Annotated in this window: 15 protein-coding genes and 3 pseudogenes; 9 read left to right on the top strand and 9 right to left on the bottom strand. The window is 56.6% G+C overall.

The features are described 5' to 3' along the window. Positions 1–2: 2 nt before the first annotated feature. From GA0061101_RS30430 to GA0061101_RS30455, 5 genes and pseudogenes are all read right to left on the bottom strand, one after another. Positions 3–626 carry a hypothetical protein gene (locus tag GA0061101_RS30430; RefSeq protein ID WP_004119881.1) on the bottom strand — a complete coding sequence of 208 codons (624 nt, stop codon included), beginning with the start codon at positions 624–626 and terminating at the stop codon, positions 3–5. An 85-nt stretch (positions 627–711) separates the two neighbouring features. Then, positions 712–1,788, bottom strand: a pseudogene (locus tag GA0061101_RS30435) (RHE_PE00001 family protein); the annotation flags it as partial. Positions 1,789–2,048: 260 nt separating this feature from the next. Next, positions 2,049–2,978 carry a TRADD-N-associated membrane domain-containing protein gene (locus GA0061101_RS30445; protein ID WP_004119876.1) on the bottom strand — a complete coding sequence of 310 codons (930 nt, stop codon included), beginning with the start codon at positions 2,976–2,978 and terminating at the stop codon, positions 2,049–2,051. A 71-nt stretch (positions 2,979–3,049) separates the two neighbouring features. Then, positions 3,050–3,976 carry a hypothetical protein gene (locus GA0061101_RS30450; RefSeq protein WP_004119873.1) on the bottom strand — a complete coding sequence of 309 codons (927 nt, stop codon included), beginning with the start codon at positions 3,974–3,976 and terminating at the stop codon, positions 3,050–3,052. Beyond that, a complete protein-coding gene (locus GA0061101_RS30455) occupies positions 3,973–4,350 on the bottom strand; it encodes a Rap1a/Tai family immunity protein (protein WP_004119872.1) in 378 nt (125 codons plus the stop codon). Before GA0061101_RS30455 ends, GA0061101_RS30450 begins: the two co-directional genes overlap by 4 nt. Before the next feature lie 510 nt (positions 4,351–4,860). On the opposite strand from GA0061101_RS30455, the gene GA0061101_RS38975 reads away from it, so the two are divergent. The 5 genes and pseudogenes from GA0061101_RS38975 to GA0061101_RS30490 all read left to right on the top strand — a co-directional run bounded on the left by GA0061101_RS38975 (position 4,861) and on the right by GA0061101_RS30490 (position 9,698). After that, positions 4,861–5,220, top strand: coding sequence for a hypothetical protein (locus GA0061101_RS38975; RefSeq protein WP_028755196.1), 360 nt, complete (start codon positions 4,861–4,863; stop codon positions 5,218–5,220). 154 nt (positions 5,221–5,374) lie between these two features. After that, on the top strand, positions 5,375–7,045 hold the full coding sequence (locus tag GA0061101_RS30470) for an IS66 family transposase (RefSeq protein WP_028755408.1): 1,671 nt from the start codon (positions 5,375–5,377) through the stop codon (positions 7,043–7,045). Positions 7,046–7,698: 653 nt separating this feature from the next. Then, the gene (locus GA0061101_RS30480) at positions 7,699–8,616 is read left to right on the top strand and encodes a recombinase family protein (RefSeq protein ID WP_004119867.1); all 918 of its coding nucleotides are present in this window, start codon (positions 7,699–7,701) and stop codon (positions 8,614–8,616) included. A gap of 285 nt (positions 8,617–8,901) precedes the next feature. Next, a pseudogene (locus GA0061101_RS30485) lies at positions 8,902–9,354 on the top strand (Fic family protein); the annotation flags it as partial. Positions 9,355–9,494: 140 nt separating this feature from the next. Beyond that, the gene (locus tag GA0061101_RS30490) at positions 9,495–9,698 is read left to right on the top strand and encodes a cold-shock protein (protein ID WP_004119863.1); all 204 of its coding nucleotides are present in this window, start codon (positions 9,495–9,497) and stop codon (positions 9,696–9,698) included. Here the strand turns inward: GA0061101_RS30490 and GA0061101_RS40405 are convergent. The 4 genes and pseudogenes from GA0061101_RS40405 to repA all read right to left on the bottom strand — a co-directional run bounded on the left by GA0061101_RS40405 (position 9,647) and on the right by repA (position 13,977). Next, positions 9,647–10,232 (bottom strand): annotated as a pseudogene (locus GA0061101_RS40405) (GNAT family N-acetyltransferase). The gene GA0061101_RS30490 and the pseudogene GA0061101_RS40405 overlap by 52 nt on opposite strands. 114 nt (positions 10,233–10,346) lie before the next feature. Beyond that, positions 10,347–11,561, bottom strand: a complete 1,215-nt coding sequence (gene repC, locus GA0061101_RS30500) for a plasmid replication protein RepC (protein ID WP_004119862.1) — start codon at positions 11,559–11,561, stop codon at positions 10,347–10,349. A 161-nt stretch (positions 11,562–11,722) separates the two neighbouring features. After that, complete coding sequence (repB, locus tag GA0061101_RS30505; RefSeq protein WP_004119861.1) at positions 11,723–12,697, bottom strand: plasmid partitioning protein RepB; 975 nt, start codon at positions 12,695–12,697, stop codon at positions 11,723–11,725. A gap of 59 nt (positions 12,698–12,756) precedes the next feature. Continuing rightward, positions 12,757–13,977: a plasmid partitioning protein RepA gene (gene repA, locus GA0061101_RS30510; RefSeq protein ID WP_028755142.1), complete on the bottom strand. Its 1,221-nt coding sequence runs from the start codon at positions 13,975–13,977 to the stop codon at positions 12,757–12,759. A gap of 378 nt (positions 13,978–14,355) precedes the next feature. On the opposite strand from repA, the gene traI reads away from it, so the two are divergent. Genes traI through GA0061101_RS30530 form a run of 4 tightly spaced genes read left to right on the top strand, consistent with a single transcriptional unit; the run spans position 14,356 to position 16,633 of the window. Continuing rightward, on the top strand, positions 14,356–14,994 hold the full coding sequence (gene traI / locus GA0061101_RS30515) for an acyl-homoserine-lactone synthase (protein ID WP_004119859.1): 639 nt from the start codon (positions 14,356–14,358) through the stop codon (positions 14,992–14,994). After that, the gene (gene trbB, locus GA0061101_RS30520) at positions 14,991–15,968 is read left to right on the top strand and encodes a P-type conjugative transfer ATPase TrbB (protein ID WP_004119858.1); all 978 of its coding nucleotides are present in this window, start codon (positions 14,991–14,993) and stop codon (positions 15,966–15,968) included. The genes traI and trbB overlap by 4 nt, the downstream gene beginning before the upstream one ends. Continuing rightward, positions 15,958–16,341, top strand: a complete 384-nt coding sequence (locus GA0061101_RS30525) for a TrbC/VirB2 family protein (RefSeq protein WP_004119857.1) — start codon at positions 15,958–15,960, stop codon at positions 16,339–16,341. Before trbB ends, GA0061101_RS30525 begins: the two co-directional genes overlap by 11 nt. Further along, positions 16,334–16,633, top strand: a complete 300-nt coding sequence (locus tag GA0061101_RS30530) for a conjugal transfer protein TrbD (protein WP_004119854.1) — start codon at positions 16,334–16,336, stop codon at positions 16,631–16,633. Before GA0061101_RS30525 ends, GA0061101_RS30530 begins: the two co-directional genes overlap by 8 nt. Positions 16,634–16,638 lie beyond the last annotated feature (5 nt).

Below are 16,638 nucleotides of genomic sequence, written 5' to 3' on the forward strand. Positions count from 1 at the left end.
CTTTATTTTCGACTGACGACGATATCCAGATCCGGATCGTTGGTCGGTTCATTGATGCCAAAATCGACCGCGTCCAGATCGCCACCCTCAATCAAAAATACGCGATCGATACAGCGAAGGAATTGGCCATTCTTCACCACAGGTAAGCTGAGTTCCATTGCGCCAAACTGATCGACCATCAGGTAATATGTTTTGTGGTCTCCATGAAACTTGACCACGCTGATAGGGAGGTCGATACCGGCAGCTTCAAACATATCGCCACAAGCCACGCGCTCGGAGCCAGCGCCTTTTCGAGACCGCGCTCTAGGATCCGCTTTGCGGCAGGCTTGATTGACATTTACAAAGAGAACTCGAAGCTTGAGGACGTCATTGCGGATGCCTTCCACACCTTCCTCGCTAAAGATCTCCCAATTTCCACCGAGGTTTTCGGCTCGAAGGCCCTTCACTCCGTCCATATACGCGAACATGCCGGCGGCATTGGTGGGATGCAGTGGTGAGGCAGTCGCAGCAGCAGCAAGTGCGTGATGACCTGCCGCGATCAATTTCTCACGCTCAAGTTCCAGACGAGCAAGGTAAAGGTCGCCAATCTCAGGATCAGTGATTGTCTTTGGGCTGATATTTTCCATGCCGCCTACTCATGTTAATGTTCTCTACCTCATTTGTGGAGGAAAAAATTAACATGGTCAAGCTAGAAGAATGTATTCGGCTAATTCACAGGACGCTCCAGGCGCGAAACCTCCCCCGCCCCGTCATCTCGCGCAATCCGAGCTCGCCAACGATCCGCCGCGCCGCCTGCGGCGTGACGCCCAGCGTCGTTACGACCATCTTAGCCGACACCAGCGGTTTCGCCATCACCAGCTCGACCAGCTCCGGCAGTTTTGACGACGTCCGGCGCCCGTCCAGTTTTCGGTCCATCATCGTTTTCACCAGCGTCAGCCGATCATGCTCTTTCAGCCCGATCTCGGCGGCCGCGACCAGTCCATGGGCGATGGCGAGCAGCCGGGTTTCTCGATCGCGATGTCGGCGCCGATCGACGGGAATGGTTTTTAGTCCGAGATTGATGGCTGCGAGATGTGCGGCCGTGGTGACACCGGCCTGGCGGAGGATCGAGGCGGCCAACAGTCGTCCAAGCCAGGGCGCGTGCTGCAGCACCGCAATCTCGTTCCAGGCATCGAGGGCGACAATCGCCTGCAGCACCGCCGGCAGATCATCGGTCTGCCGCAACACGTTGCGCCACTCGCCCAGCCGCGCGTCCTCGTCCCAATCGAGATCGTAGATCATGGGATCTTTTTCTTGCGCGCCGGCCCGTCCGGACCGTGCGTTCTCGATCGCCGCCTCGGACCGGGCCAGCAGCGCATCAATGGCGGCATAATCGACGCCAGGCAGATCTTTGGCGTCGTCAGCATCGTCCCCCTCCCCTATCGGCTCGACAGCGACAGGCCGCTTGGCGGCGGCGCCCGACTCAGCATCATCGGCCCTGACCGATGTCACATCCGAGGTTTGCCTGAGCGTGCGAATGCCGTCGGGCGACAGTGCCCAGACCGGTGGTTGCGCGGCAATGCGTCGCCGGGTGCGCAACGCGTCGCGGGCGATTGTCAGTTCATGGGTGGGTGTGCGAATATCGCGGGTGTCGTCGTGGAGGACGAGGTCTTCGAGGTGAACAAGTTCGCCGTCGATCCACAGCGAGGCGCAGGCGTCGGCAAAGTGCGACCGTTCGATCCACCCCTGTCCGACCGCGGAGCGGGCGATGCGCTCGTCGAGACGCGCCAACTCAATGCCGGCTCGAAAAGTGTGGCTTCTACTTTGTTATTTCAAATGGGAAAACTTCATATGTCTGTTAGGTTTAGCCGATAAATGAAGGGCGATTTTCCGCTAACGATTTCACTGAAACGTCTCTTTGCCAAAACGATTTCAAGATCGAACATCAATGTCGGCTCGCTCGATCGAGGGAGAGCAGTGGTCGGCGTCGTCAAAGGCGTGCCGCGCTTATGCAAAGGTGCGACGTGCAGCTTCATCACGCTGGCAAGCATTACGCGTAGTCGGTCGCGCTACTCGGCGGCTGGCTCGGGTTGCGTTCTGGTGCGCCTTGCCGCTGGCTTCTTTGCCGCTGGGTCCGGAAGGTAAGCGGGCGCGGTCGTGCTGCGTTCCGCTACAATGAATATCAGCCTGTCCACGGCCTTCGCCCTTTCCTTTCCCTCTGGCAAGGACTCGGCAAGATGGATTGCCAAAAGCGTGTCCTGCATTTGCGCCAGACGGGAGAAGAAGAAATTAAGCTGAATCAGGCTTCGGTTATAGAGATAGAAATAGCCTCCGCCGATGAATTGAAGCAGTACACCCGCTAAGGGAACGATATATGCCGTCCCATCGCTTCGGCCCGAGGAGAACGCCCACCACGTACCCCCAATGATCGTCCCGAAACCGGCAACGATGGCGGTCAGGCTGGCAGTGTAACTCCTGCGCGCCTGACTTTTGTTCATGATGTAGTATTCGATCAGCTGACGGAGGTTCGCTTTGATGCCCTGAATAATGTCGTCGTCGGACTTGGCAGCGCTTTCGGTTTGCGGCGCCATCTTGGCATCGCCGCCCGCGCCTCCAGACTGCGCGTCGAGCAAGGGAGTGAAGCTGGATGCCCACGCCCTGAGAAGCTGGTCGTCGCTGTCACGATCTACGATTGCCTTGAGCTTATCACGGTCGATCACGCTGAAAGCGACCATCACGAGCATGAACAGGGCGAAGACGACCCCTATAGTGATGCCCGGCTGAAGGTCGTGCGGCTTATATTCATAGCCTTGCACGAACACGTGGCTTGTTGCCAAATAGAAGACGACATAGAAGCTTCCGGCAATGGTCAAAATGGAAATGATTGCGACCGCCCAGCGAACCTTCGGCGAGTACCGAAGGACTTCAACGATTACGAGGATGACGGTAAGAATAAGCTGATACATGAAGCCCCCGCCGAACAAATTCGCGACAGTCATCTGTACTCTCTCAACCTTTACGAATCGTGCCTATACAACCCTGGCGCGGAATAAATCGAGCGGGCGCGTCGTCACTTCAATGGCGGCAGCGTCATGCCCTTAATGCTATCGGCCACGGTCGGCCGCTTCCGCTTCCCGTCCGCGTAGGGATCTGGCAGAGCCCGTGCGGCCTTCTTCACGGCCTCGATGTCATAGCCGACCGGACGGCCAAGCAGGAACATCTCCACAAATCGGTCAACAAGCGACTGGTCTGCCAAAAGATTGGCTTTGACCGCCTTGCGGAAGGACGCGATATCCGAACCATTGGTCAGGTAGCCCAGATTCCGTGCCTCGGTGAGGTGCTCATCAACCCTCTTCTGAACGCCCTTGCCCATGCAAAATGCACGGACGTAACGCACTAGCGACGTGAACAGCAGCTCCTCGCTATGCATGAGGAGCAGCTTGTCTTTCAGGACTGCTCGGAACGCACCGATAAGCTCGCTCTTCTCGAAGACGTGCCGGTAAAACCGGACCACAGAATCCTCCGCATCGCCTGCCGTAACTTTGTTTTGGGGCGCGGCCAATATGTAGAATGGCGCGCGGGTCGTGACATGAATTTCTTTCACGAGATGAAAGCTGAAACAGGCCAGCGAGATGACGCACAGGTTATTGGCCGTGGCTATGTTGATCGCGCGCAGTCTCTCTGTGATCTCGGCCCAGCTGCAATCCTCGTTCGAGGCGACGATATGAATACCCATGTCCTCATCGCCATGGGTATCGAAATGGATGATCGGCAGCAGGCCGTCTTCAACCACCTTCGCCACATAATCCAAGAATCCCAGAAGATCAGCGGCGCTCTTCGGCTCAAATTTCATGAAGAAGATCTGGTTGGCCTGCAACAAGGGTTCCAAATCTTCGAGGACGCGGAGGGTCACCCCGTGCTCGCTCTCATGCAGGGACGTGATCCAGATCACGGAATTTACGCTCACATGGGATTGGATAGTCGCGGTCTTGGTCATTGGTCGCAAGGCCATGCAGCTTTATAGGGAGCCATCAACGAACGCTCGGCCGGCCAGGTTCCCTTCTCGGGATGCGTCGTCACCCAGTCGCAGCCAATCACGATGGCGCGGGCGACATTGGCGCCCTTCGGGATGCAGAATTTCCCGAGAATGCTCTCCCGAGCGATCCCGAGCATTTGCTCGTCCTTCATGCCCATCTTAACGACGCTATCGAATACAATCTCATCCTCGCGCCATTTCTCCATGAAGCCCATGACGTAATTTCCGGCAAGTGTGATGCTGCTCTTGCAGTCGCGCGCCAAATCCTGGGCCATCATAGCATTGGCGCCGGTCGCAAAAAGGGCGGCTGCAGCCGCCAGTATCATCCGTTTCATGATCTTCCCCAACCCAAGTTGGGGGCAGATTATCGAGTGCAACCGGTAACTGCAACAGGGTCAATTCGCTTGCTTCCCTTGGTTTTTCTTCACGTACCCGTGGCCGTGCGCAGTTGTCCGATGCACCTCGAGCTTGACGCCAAGACCGCCCTGCTCGCGCTGACGCAGTTCAATGGTAAAGAACTTTCGGTACCGTCCTTTGATGGGCGCGGCGATGAAAAGTGCATGTTCCACCGCCGATTGGGATGAAAATCGGAATTGCTAAGTGGTGGCGCAGCCAATGGAAACGGCGCATCTTTCTTTCATCACCGAGCTAGTGCCGGAGCCGCCAAGCCACCGTCCTCATGGGAGTTGATGGCCGCCGGTCTGCAACGCGACCGCATGAGCCGCGACGACGGCAACCGAGCATCTTGAGGAGCAGGTTCGGACGCTGAATCAGGGACGGCGACAAATGTAACTCATCTTATATTTTCCACGCGTCGGGCATTCCGCCCTTAGAAAGGACCTGACATGCATGAAATTTATCAGAACGGAAAGCCGATCGGCCTCACTTTCAGCGACCGCGAGGTGGCCAAAGCCATAGCCCGCGACATGCAGAGGGAGGGCGCCAAAAACGTCGAAATGCGGCCGTTTAAGCGCCGAAATCACTGGTATAATTGGCGCGCAAACGGGCGCAACGTGGCGTCTTATCTCGCCTCGTTACGCCCTGCCGCGCCACTTAGGAGGCCTTGTGATCCCGATAGAGCAATACTTATCTGGTCAGAGGCGGTACAAAATCTGATCGTTCCAGAAACCATCGAGGCTACACAACTCCCCACGCCCGGAACCTCCCCTCCCTACCATCTGCATATCAATGAAATTCTTAGCTAAAAGCGACACCCACGTACCCCTTTTAGTACGTGGGGCAAAATCGGTGGCAGCGTTTCGGTGAGCGAGCATAGAAGTGTGCATAACCCAGCGTTTTGAGAATTGATTGATAGCCTGGGGATTCTCCTGCCGGGGCAAATCATGATTCGATTCTGCCATGACGAAACGGCTCCCCTCCCCCGAGCATGCCGGCACGCTGTCGCTGAATGCGTTGCGCAGTCTGGTGTCCGGTCTGTTGGAGCGGTCGCAGCAGGCGGAAGCCCGGCTCGCGAAGCTTGAGGCCGACAACATCCAGCTGCGCGAGGAAAACGCCGCCCTTCGCTTGGAAAACACCCGGCTTAAAGTCGAGAACCAACTGCTGCGCGATGAGATCGCTCGACTGAAGAACCTGCCGCCGCGCCCGCCGTTTCGACCGTCCGGCATGGACAAGGCAACCGATATCAAATCCGGCGACAAACAGGCGAGCAAGAAGAAACCGCGCGGCCCGAAGCTCGATGTGAAACGGGTCAGCCGGGAAGAGATCGTGCGCACCAATGCTCCGGCCGGCTCGCGCTTCAAGGGATACAGAAGCGTCTATGTTCGCGACCTGGTGCTCAAGGCCGAGCTCGTGCATTACCGTCGTGAATGCTGGGTGACGCCGGATGGAAAGACGGTGCTGGCACCCTTGCCTATGGGAACCGTAGGTGGCTACGGCATCAACCTCAGGCGACTTTGCCTGATGCTGCATACACAAGGGCAGGTGACGACCGCGCGCCTGACGACTTTGCTGAACGACATCGGTATCGACATCTCAAAACGCCAGATTTTACGGCTTTTGACCCGGCAGCTGGATGGCTTTGTCGCCGAGGATGCCGCGGTGTTGCATGCCGGCCTGGTGTCGTCGTCTTATGTCACCGTCGACGACACCGGCGCGTGGCATTCCCATAATCCGTGTTACGCCACACACATCGGCGGCCCGAATTTTACTGTCTTTCGCACCACAAAATCGAAGTCCCGCCTGAATTTCCTGTCGCTGCTGCGCGGTGGCTACCAGGATTACGTGCTCAACGATGCCGCGTTCGATTACCTGAAAGAACGCCGTGCGGATGCGTCCATAACTGCCGTACTTCGCGCTTTTGAACCACAGCGCTTCTGCAACCAGGTCCCATTCATGGCGCATCTGGCCGAAAAGGGTATCGACATCTTCGACCGGCAGGAGATCGGCACGCTTGCCGAGGCCGGCCTGTGGGGTTCTATTCGTCACCACGGCCTGATGGGCAATACGGTGATCGTGTCCGACGACGCCGGCCAGTTCCGCGTCGGCAATCACGCGCTGTGCTGGGTTCATGCCGAACGTCTTCTGCAAAAGCTGATGCCAGGAACCGCCAAGGAGGAGCGGTCGCTCACCATGGTCCGCGATCTCGTCTGGCGCTTCTACAAGGCGCTGAAAGCCTACAAGCAGACCCCTTCCCCGCGGGCCGTTCCGGCCTTCAGACGACGGTTCGACCGAATCTTCGGCCTGCGCACCGGCTATGAGGCGCTCGACAAGCTGCTTGAGCGGCTGCATCGACGGAAGAGCGAGTTGCTGAAAGTTCTCGATCATCCCGAGATTCCGCTACACACCAATGCATCCGAAAATGCTTTGCGGAGCTTTGTGACGAAGCGGAAGATCTCCGGCGGCACGATGAGCCGCGATGGTCGTGTTGCACGCGATACCATGCTCGGTCTGATGAAGACCTGCCAAAAGCTCGGGCTATCCTTTTACCACTATCTCGGTGACCGGCTTGGCATCGGCAACGTCGGCCAACCGGTTCCGCCCCTGCCGGCAATCATTCTCGCTAGGGCGTGAACACGGGGTCACTTCAGTCCGGTTGCAGCACCACCGTTGCCCAACGAACCAGCACCGCCACCGAATCTGCCCCACTTACCCTTTTATCCGGGAATGTTGGCCGTTTCCATCTCGTTACCCATATGAATTAACGTTGTTCTTTTCCAGAACAGAAGCTATTTAAGCCATTGCTTCCGTCACTCGGGACGGCGCCGTGGATGGGCAATCACTTCCGATAAGTACTGCGTATCGATAGGTGATGGTTTTTGGCGGCAAGAGATAGCGTATTTGTCCGTGAGAATTGGCGGAAAAGCCGCAAATCCGGGCCCCTTGAGGGCTTTTCATTTTGGGTCGCTGGAAATTCTGCCTGATTGAGCGGAAATAACGCGTGCTGAACCGGTCGAGCTCTTCCCCTCCCCGACCGCCTCTCGGCGTCAGAACCTCATCAAAAAGCCGGAGCCGGAGCGACCTCTTCCGAAATAGCCGATTTCCCTGCGTTTTCGCCATAGATGCCCGCTGACGTGCGTTCTCGGGCGGCGATGGGTCGATGCCTGCCTCACGTCATAGAACGCTCTCTATCGCCTCCCATTTTTGTCATAAAACACGCTTGCAAATCCCCATTTTCTCATGCATTCATTATCTGTACAAAGGCCATCAAAAAAGAGCCAGAACGAATGCCCCAGGTTGCAATCGCCAGCTCCCCCTCTCCGCGGCCCCGGCTGATCGGATACGCCCGGGTTTCGACTGACGATCAGCTCAACGATGCCCAGGTCGATGAGTTGCGCGCCGCCGGCTGCGATCGCATTCATCAGGAGCACGGATCCGGGTTATCCCGCACAAGACCGGTGCTCACCAAAGTGCTGAAGGATCTCACCTCTGGCGACGTGCTAGTCGTCGTTCGTCTCGATCGCTTGGCCCGATCAGTCAGCCATCTGCTTCACGTGATTGAAGACCTCGAAAAGCGCGGAGTTCATTTCCGCTCGCTGCGCGATCCGATCGATACGTCCACGCCGCAGGGAATGTTTTCCTTGCAGGTGCTCGGCGCCGTCGCCCAGCTTGAGCGCGCCCTGATCGCCGAACGAACCAAAGCTGGCATCAAGGCTGCGAAAGCCAGAGGGAAGCTTCCCGGAAATCCCGGTCTGCGCGAGCGCCGACCGGAGGCGATCAAGGCGGTGTCGAAAGCACGCGAGAAACTTTATCTCGACGAACTGATTTCGTCGGCACAGACCTGGCTGCCGACCGTGAGGCAGCTCAGGCCACAGCATAGTTGGGACAACGTCGTGCGCGTCCTTAACCGTCGCGGTCATCACTGGACGGTCCAACGATTACGCCGCGCGGTGCATCGGATGGTTCGTGAGAAGCTTGCAGAGCCAGAGCTGCTGGCCCGCTCACCGCGCCGCGCGCCCGAAGATCATTTGATGAAGTTGGTCGCCGCGATCACCATCGCCGACCCCAGTTTGTCGCTGCGCGACATTGCCGCGCAACTGGATCAGATGGGGGAACGGCCGGCGCGTGGTGGCAGGAGGTGGCAGCCCTCTTCCGTTAGGGCGCTGTTGGACGAGGCACATCGCTTCGGGTTAGTTCGTCCTTGACTAGCTGATTCATAAGGGAGCGCCCGCGCTTTTTGCCCCGCGAGCTTCCTTTCCCGGCGGAGATCTCCTTCCAATCCGTGCTTGCCACGACCTGTTCGGCCAACCCCGCCAAGGTGGATTTCCTCCTCCACCTGACGCCCGTCCGGTTCAATGGTGTAGCCGGTCATCATTGTTCCTTCTGCCAACGACCGAGGTGGTTTCTCGTCTCGAACCCGCATGATGGTATGCCGGCTCGTCACGATCTTTCTTCAGCGCGGCGACCTGCTGGGCTGCTTGTTCGGCCCTCAAAAGTCGCTCGCGCAAAACATCGGGCAACCGAGCCTGATCTCGCTTGCATATACGATCAAAAGGAGCCGCAAGGCTTATTACGGAGAGCTCGAAACAAATCAGCGTAAGCTCGATATAATCGAAAGGCTCATCTACTCTACTTCTTGCAAACCATTCTCGATGCGCAGCAGACGACTCTCACGCGCGTTGCGTTTTATATCCGCAAGGCAAAGTTCTATGAACGGTTCCGCGACCAGTTCAACAATCGCCAAGGCGATCTCCCGCATGTTCCGCGAAGGGATTGAAGGCTTCAAAGGTGGCCTGAGCGCGGAAAATTACATCTCGATCACAGGGGCTTCCCGGGCAACGGCGACTCGAGACCTTCATGATATGGTGGAGAAGGGGGCAATGAACCGCAGCGGTGAACGCCGACATACGCGTTACACCTTAAACCTGCCGGAGCCAGAGTGATAGAAACAACGGCTGGGGCACGGCCTTTCGTCCACTCTATCCAAAGAGCGCGACATCACTCGGCGGAAGCAGACTGGCTTGATTCTTGCTGTGGCTGGTCGTTAGTTTGCTGCCTAAACTGCGAAGACACGAGGATTGTTATGCCAACTGGCAAGGTTAAGTTCTTCAACGCCGATAAAGGCTTTGGTTTCATCACGCCGGAAAGCGGAGGAGGCGACGTTTTCGTGCATGTCACCGCCCTGCAATATGGCGATTATCTCAGAGAGGGACAGTCCGTTTCCTACGATCTCGGTCAGGATCGGAAGACCGGCAAGTTAAAGGCGGAAAACGTCAGACCGCTCTGAGGCCAATTGACCGGAGCGGCGGCAACGGGCTCAAAAGCGCCTCGGGGCCACCTGCTCTTAAATTGCGAGATCTCGGCCTGTGCCAAAGGCGCAGCGCCCAACTTCTTGGCCCGGTCGAAGGGTGTCACATCCAGAAGCGGAACGTCTATGAGACTAGCATAGCCCTCAAACCCCATCTTGGTGCAATAGCAAGACTCATGATGTTATCGGCACGTACGGTCGCATTGATGAATTTCGAACACGAGTTCTTCGGCTGTTGTCCGAGTTGCGGTAAAAAGAGCTGTCGACGCTGGATATCTTTGGGTTCGCGCGTGCAAATGTAGGGATGTCGACAAAACGGTGGATCGCCGTACAGGCTTAACAACTGACAGCCGACAAGCAGCCGATCGTAACTTGCGATCAATAAACCACTCCGCGAACCCCGCGGCCGAAAGCAGCGTCTCCAGCGCCGTTGTTCCGCCGGCGCGGATGTCCGGATGATTTCGTTCAGAAGGCTACACAGCTCTTTGCATCCGAGGTTACGGCCCTTCGAATATGCTGTTTTCAGCGACCCCACTTTAGATTGATAGCTTATCGGCGATACTCGGGAGACCACAAGCCAGGATCTCACCTTGCTGCGGTCTCCAAACAGCATCAGCTTTTTGCAGCTCATGATGCTCTCCGGCCTGGCGAACCATTCGTTCGCATCAGCGCCATCAACATCGGCCCAAGTGAAAACTCTCCGCGTTCTGCCTTGCGGGTGAGGTCACGCAAATAACCGCCCGCATTGTTGATGTGCCCTGCCCTTTCGAGGATGCAGGCCATCACGGCCGCAGCATTCTCGGCACCGAGTGCCTCACAGGCATTCTGGTAGGCACTCGGACTGACGGCCAGCATCGATCGCACGACCACCGCGGCTGACATGAGATCGCGCCAACTCCCGACCGCCCCGCCCGGCCCGTAATTCGAAATCTCAGGGCAGGCCTGCAAGACCATTCCCAGTGGAAAAGCCTTTATCGGCTCTCGCATTCGCCCAATGTCTGGGTTCGATTTCGCCCCCTGCTCTGTTTCAGAGCGAGGTTCAAATTCATTGCTGGATTCGGGTTTTGAATTCTGTATGTGACGTCCAATTTGGACATCATTGGTATCTGTTTTTTGAGAATCTTCCTGAAATTCCAGTTGGTTGATGATCTCTTCACGCAACATTCGCATTTCGTCGAGGACGGATTCAATATCTTTGAGGGTTGGGGAGCGGGGGATGCCTGCGAGCAGCTGCACGTAGTAGCCCTCCAGCTTTTCCCAATCGCCAGAAGCGCCCTCTTCTATCGCAGCCGTCAGCAGCTTACGAACGTCACGACGGCAGATCGTCAGTGCTTCCTTGGCGCTGCGGAAGTGCCGGCGCTCGGCTGCTATCTGCTGTGCGAGCTGCGCAAGCTCTTCGGCGCGAGCAAGCAGCGGCGCGAGGCTGAAGCCGAACGCATCTTCGATCTGGCCGCCATTGTCCTTTCGGGCGTATCGTTTGCCATTAGCACTGTCTTTGCGCTGGATCAGTCCAGCATCGACGAGTGCAGCAAGGTGGCGGCGCAATGTCGTGCCAGCAATACCATGCGCTCGAACGGAAAGCTGTTCATTTGATGGGAACACCACCAGGCCGCGCTCTTCCGAAAGCTCATTGTCGGGATAGAAGGTCAAGAGCGCATCAAGAACGGCAAGGGCGCGGTCCTGAATGCCGAGCACTGCCCTCGCCTCCGAGGCATCGCGAAAGATCTTCCATTTGTCGGCCGTCTTACCTGGCCGCATCTCAGCCGTTTTCATTTGCCCTCTTACCTGGGCAAGCGATATCGGCCGCCGCCCGAAGGGCGTCGTCACACTTCCAATCTGCATTTTTTCTCTCACCTTAATTGAGGCAAAAGAGATCCGCCCGCCAAATCGACGGTTACGACTCTTGACAGGGATTCGTGGAAATGCGATTCTCAATCTTGCTTAGGGAATACGAGAAGGGCTTCCACGACTTGGTCGTTTGGGGGCCTTTTTCTTTTGCGGCTTCAGTCTCCTTTGCTTCCCTCCTTCAGGAATTGCTCGTAGAGCGCATCCAAATTGCGGGAAAGATATTCTCCGAAACGGCCAGCATTCTTCGCCTTCATCGAGAGCGAGAAAGCTTTGCCCGTATTCTTGATTTCGGCCTGCACTGCCTTGTCCCGGGGCTGCCACTTCGCCTTTTGAGTCGAAACCTCCGCCTTCCTCACGGGCCGCGCTGTTCTGTTGAGCGCCTTGTACAGAGATGAAAAGCGTTCATCGGACGGCAATGCGTCGAAGCCGTCCGTGCTCAAAACTTCTGACACTTTGCCGCTATTGGCGAATTTTCCGACTAGAAGTGAAAGCTCTATCCAGCGCTCTCGGCCCACACCGGGAGCCGACCCGATTTTTTCTATGACGTTAGCCGAGATGCGCTCTGCCACCGTCATCATCTTCGAGACCGAAGCCGCATTCGCGGACAATGCCAAGGAAATCACCTCTCGGCCGTAACCAAGATCATCCAGGCGCTTGGCAAATAACGCCCTTTCGATAAAAGAGAGATTCGCGCGCGCGGAATTTTCCTGCCCTTGAGCAATGACATGGGAACGGTCGTCGATTGCCTTGACAATAGCCCGGACTTTTCTGCCGAGGTCCCTTGCTGCCCTTACCCGTCTGTGGCCGAAGACAACCTGATAAAGACCATCGACCTTTGTATGGGGCCGCACGAGAATAGGCGTATCCTGCCCACGTACCCTAATTGCCTCTAGCAGATCTTGATACTCGCCGTCGTCGTCTGATATCCGATCCTTTACGAAGGAGCCTTCAATTTGTGCCGGATCAAGTTCGATAATTGCCTCGCCTTCGAGATATTTGTCAGCCTGCTTTGCCAGCTCGTCCAGCGAACGCACGAGAGATTTGCCTGCGCCTCGCATTGGATATGCAGGTGCCGTGCCGCTATCTTCATGCAGGTCAGCAAGTCCCTCGAGCAGATTTTTCCGTGCCATCTCATTTGCTCCGAGCAGCCGTTAGCTGCTTGTTTTTCCGCATAAAACGTTCGTTTTTGTCAGCTGACAAATCGACGTCCCCATGACTCGTGAACGAGGCCGGCAATTTCAGCATTCACTGCATCCAACGATTCCATCGCACGGTCATACGTGCCTCTATTCATGGATGCCCGATCGACTTCGTACAGAGTTTGCTTGGTAATTCCGGCATCTGAAACCGCCGTCGACTTCACCATCTGGTTCTTTAGTATGAACTCGTTGAACATCGTGGACATAAAGCCGACCATCTGGGCTTGCGGAACATCGGTCGGCTCGTAGCGCGTAATCAAGTATCTGTACCAGGAGAGGTTCACTTCCGCACCAGCGGCACGGATCGGCTTTAGGATTCCACCAAGCATCAGAAGGAACTGACCCATCGACATCACGTCGAGCATCTGCGGATGGATTGTTATCAGAACACTTGTAGCTGCGGTCAGTGCGGTCAGCGTCAAATATCCGAGCTGCGGTGGACAGTCGACGACGACGACATCATAACGATCGTCGACCTCAGCCAAAGCCCGCGATATGCGGGTGAAAAACGTTTTGCCTTCATTAGAAGACTTATCAGACATCGCAAGCGGCGTGTCATATTCATACTCCTGCAAATCGAGGTTTGCAGGGACAATGTCCAATCCAGGAAAATTAGTGGTCTGGATGATCTCCGAGATCGGCTTTCTCGCACCATCATAGCGAATGGCATCATAGATGGACGCGATCTGATCGAGCTCCGGTTGGAAGCCGTGCAGAGACGAAAGGGATGCTTGAGGGTCGAGGTCTACGGCAAGGACGCGATGCCCCGTCAATGCCAGGTACTGCGCTAAATGCGCGGCGGTCGTGGTTTTCCCCGAGCCCCCTTTGAAGTTGACTACAGCAAGCACCTGCAGCTTTTCACCGCCGCGCCGGTGGGGAACATACATGCGGTTGTCGGATCGACCGTGCGTATCCAGATATTGACGCAGTTCCAACATCTGTTCGGCGGTGTAGGAGCGACGACCGGAGGACGATGTTTGAGGGGAGGGGCCCTTTCCGTCCAGATGCAGCTTTTTCAATGTGCTCTGCGATACGCCGACATAGGTCGCGACCTCCGCCAGCGAGAAGCTTCGCAATGTCTTTTTCGCGTTGGGCGGGAATCGTTGTACGCTAAGTAGGTGCAGCTTTTTCGAGATCAAATCACCCTGTTCTAGGATTTGATCTTCAAAGTGCATCGGCATCTTAAGCGAAGCCATCGAATTAGCGTTCATTGTCAGAAATCTTTCAGATAACGGTTTTCGGCCCGATATTGCCACTGAACCGTTATTATGTCCGATTCTCGCGGGCCGGCAAGGAAAATGCGGCTAATAAACTGTTAATAGCCGGGACGCCCCTTGACCTATGGTTAACGCCGCCATCTGTATTTCCCTTGCAAATCCAATCTGTTACCGCTCCGAGTCACAACGTTCGTTGCATATTTGTTCACTGGTGATTCCTACAACTAAGGGAATAACACGCGAGATCAGATCAGCGCGTTGTCGCCCAAAACCGCGCGCGACTCACCAAAATACCTTGTAGGATTCTACAACTGCCCAGCCATTCTAATCCGTGCTGATCTTTGTCGATAAATTTAAGCGACGGAGATCAGTATGAAGGTTGTTGCGATATCGACCAGACATGGGCTTCCTGCACAGCACCTTCTCGAAGCACATCATCGACTTCGAGCTCAAGTGTTTTCAAATCGGTTGGGTTGGGAGGTCGGTGTTCTTGACGGCCGGGAAGCGGACGTCTTCGACGCTCTCCAGCCGACTTACATACTCGCCGTATCGGACAGCGCTCGTGTGGCAGGATGCGCTAGACTCCTGCCGGCCATGGGTCCGACGATGGTGACCCATGTCTTTTCGTCACTGCTAACGCATGGACACCTAAACGCCCATCCAAGTATGATCGAAAGCTCCCGTTTTTGCGTGGACACAACCTTGGTCGATCTTCGCGGAGGAGGCCTCGTCCACGAGGCCACTTTGACCATGTTCGCAGGCATCATCGAATGGTGCATCGCAAATGGGTACACGGAGCTCGTCACGGTGACCGATCTTCGATTCGAGCGGATCCTTGCACGCGTTGGGTGGCACCTATCGCGATTGGGCGAACCAAAGAACATTGGCAAGACAATTGCCGTCGCGGGCACCTTACCGGTGAACGCCGAGACATTCCTGAGGCTTCGTCCATCCAGTTACCGTTCTGAATTCATCTCCCCAGATGGGCAGCGGAAAAGGAGAAATCCATGAACCAGCTCCGCTCTCACCACCGGCTTGTCTGCAAACTTCAAGACGCGCTCGGCCATAAGCTGTGCGCCGCATTGGAAGACGTGGATGTGATCGAAATAATGCTCAATCCGGACGGAAAGCTCTTTATTGAGCGCCTCGCTCACGGCGTTGCGGCGGCCGGCGAAATGTCCCCCGTCGCCGCGGAAACGGTGATCGGAATTGTGGCGCATTTCCTTCAGTCCCAGGTAGACACGAAGCAACCGATCATCTCCGGCGAGCTCCCGATAGGTGGGCACCGCTTCGAAGGCCTTTTACCACCAGCGGTCGCCAAGCCAGCCTTTACGATCCGCCGCCGTGCCCCACGCCTAATTCCGCTGGAAGAATATGTGCGGTCAGGCGCGCTGACGGGATGCCACGCCTTAATGATCCGAAAGGCGATTTCCAAAAGGCGAAACATCATCGTATCCGGGGGCGCCGGTTCTGGCAAAACGACGCTTGCGAACGCGTTGATCGATGAGATCGTCAAATTCGCCCCCGAAGACCGTTTGGTGATCCTCGAAGATACCGCCGAAATTCATTGTTCGGCCGAGAACGCCGTTCTTCTGCATACCAGCGATACCGTTGATATGTCACGATTGCTGAAGAGCACGATGCGACTGCGCCCCGACAGGATTGTCGTCGGCGAAGTCCGCGACGGTGCCGCGTTGACTCTGCTGAAGGCGTGGAACACCGGTCATCCCGGAGGCGTTGCGACAATTCACTCGAACACCGCCATGTCGGCCCTCCGCCGCTTTGAACAATTGACCGCAGAAGCAAGCCAGCAGCCGATGCACGAGGTTATCGGTGAGGCAGTCGACCTCATCATCTCCATTGAACGGACACCGCGCGGGCGACGGGTTCGAGACGTCATCCACATCGAACGGTTCGCGGAGGGCCAATACCAGATCGGTTCAGACCAACTCGATGAGGAAGAGGAGGCCCGTCATGTCGCGTAAGCCTTCGCTCGCCAAGGTCACATTCTCTGTCCTAACGACAGTTCTCGCTTCGCTTGATCCGGCACTCGCCAGTTCGGGCGGTGGCGGACTGCCCTGGGAAGGACCACTGCAGCAGATTCAAGAGTCGATCACCGGACCTGTCGCAGGATACATCGCACTTGCGGCTGTCGCCATAGCCGGCGGCATGCTCATATTTGGTGGGGAGTTGAACGACTTCGCGCGGCGACTTGTATACGTGGTTCTCGTCGCCGGCATTCTGCTCGGTGCCACGACCATTGTGGGCCTGTTCGGCGCGACTGGAGCTTCAATTGGCCTGACGAGGGAGCTGGTCGCCTCGGACGGCTTCCAAGGCGCAGGAGTGACAAATGGCTGAGTCCGCGTCCGGTCTGCAGCGGAACCGCATCCACCGCGCGCTGTCGCGCCCGAACCTTCTGGTGGGCGCGGACCGGGAACTGGTGCTGATCACCGGCTTGGCCGCAGTCATCCTCATCTTCGTCGTTCTTACGATCTATTCGGCGCTCTTCGGCGTTGGCGTCTGGATTGTCATCGTCGGGCTCTTGAGAATGATGGCAAAGGCCGATCCGCTCATGCGACAGGTCTATGTCCGCCATATCTCGTACAAGCATTACTACAAGGCGACCTCCTCGCCGTGGCGCCGGTATTGAGAGGA

Source organism: Martinezella lusitana, assembly GCF_900094565.1.
GTDB classification, from domain to species: Bacteria; Pseudomonadota; Alphaproteobacteria; order Rhizobiales; family Rhizobiaceae; genus Rhizobium; species Rhizobium lusitanum.

Bases quoted from the DNA above. Each gene is read 5' to 3' on its own strand.
- GA0061101_RS30530 (WP_004119854.1), top strand. From the start codon at position 16,334: ATGGCTGAGTCCGCGTCCGGTCTGCAGCGGAACCGCATCCACCGCGCG.
- GA0061101_RS30430 (WP_004119881.1), bottom strand. From the start codon at position 626: ATGGAAAATATCAGCCCAAAGACAATCACTGATCCTGAGATTGGCGAC.
- repA (WP_028755142.1), bottom strand. From the start codon at position 13,977: ATGAACGCTAATTCGATGGCTTCGCTTAAGATGCCGATGCACTTTGAA.
- GA0061101_RS30480 (WP_004119867.1), top strand. From the start codon at position 7,699: ATGCCCCAGGTTGCAATCGCCAGCTCCCCCTCTCCGCGGCCCCGGCTG.
- GA0061101_RS30490 (WP_004119863.1), top strand. From the start codon at position 9,495: ATGCCAACTGGCAAGGTTAAGTTCTTCAACGCCGATAAAGGCTTTGGT.
- repB (WP_004119861.1), bottom strand. From the start codon at position 12,697: ATGGCACGGAAAAATCTGCTCGAGGGACTTGCTGACCTGCATGAAGAT.
- GA0061101_RS30450 (WP_004119873.1), bottom strand. From the start codon at position 3,976: ATGACCAAGACCGCGACTATCCAATCCCATGTGAGCGTAAATTCCGTG.
- GA0061101_RS30525 (WP_004119857.1), top strand. From the start codon at position 15,958: ATGTCGCGTAAGCCTTCGCTCGCCAAGGTCACATTCTCTGTCCTAACG.
- trbB (WP_004119858.1), top strand. From the start codon at position 14,991: ATGAACCAGCTCCGCTCTCACCACCGGCTTGTCTGCAAACTTCAAGAC.
- GA0061101_RS38975 (WP_028755196.1), top strand. From the start codon at position 4,861: ATGCATGAAATTTATCAGAACGGAAAGCCGATCGGCCTCACTTTCAGC.
- GA0061101_RS30445 (WP_004119876.1), bottom strand. From the start codon at position 2,978: ATGACTGTCGCGAATTTGTTCGGCGGGGGCTTCATGTATCAGCTTATT.
- GA0061101_RS30455 (WP_004119872.1), bottom strand. From the start codon at position 4,350: ATGAAACGGATGATACTGGCGGCTGCAGCCGCCCTTTTTGCGACCGGC.
- GA0061101_RS30470 (WP_028755408.1), top strand. From the start codon at position 5,375: ATGACGAAACGGCTCCCCTCCCCCGAGCATGCCGGCACGCTGTCGCTG.
- repC (WP_004119862.1), bottom strand. From the start codon at position 11,561: ATGCAGATTGGAAGTGTGACGACGCCCTTCGGGCGGCGGCCGATATCG.
- traI (WP_004119859.1), top strand. From the start codon at position 14,356: ATGAAGGTTGTTGCGATATCGACCAGACATGGGCTTCCTGCACAGCAC.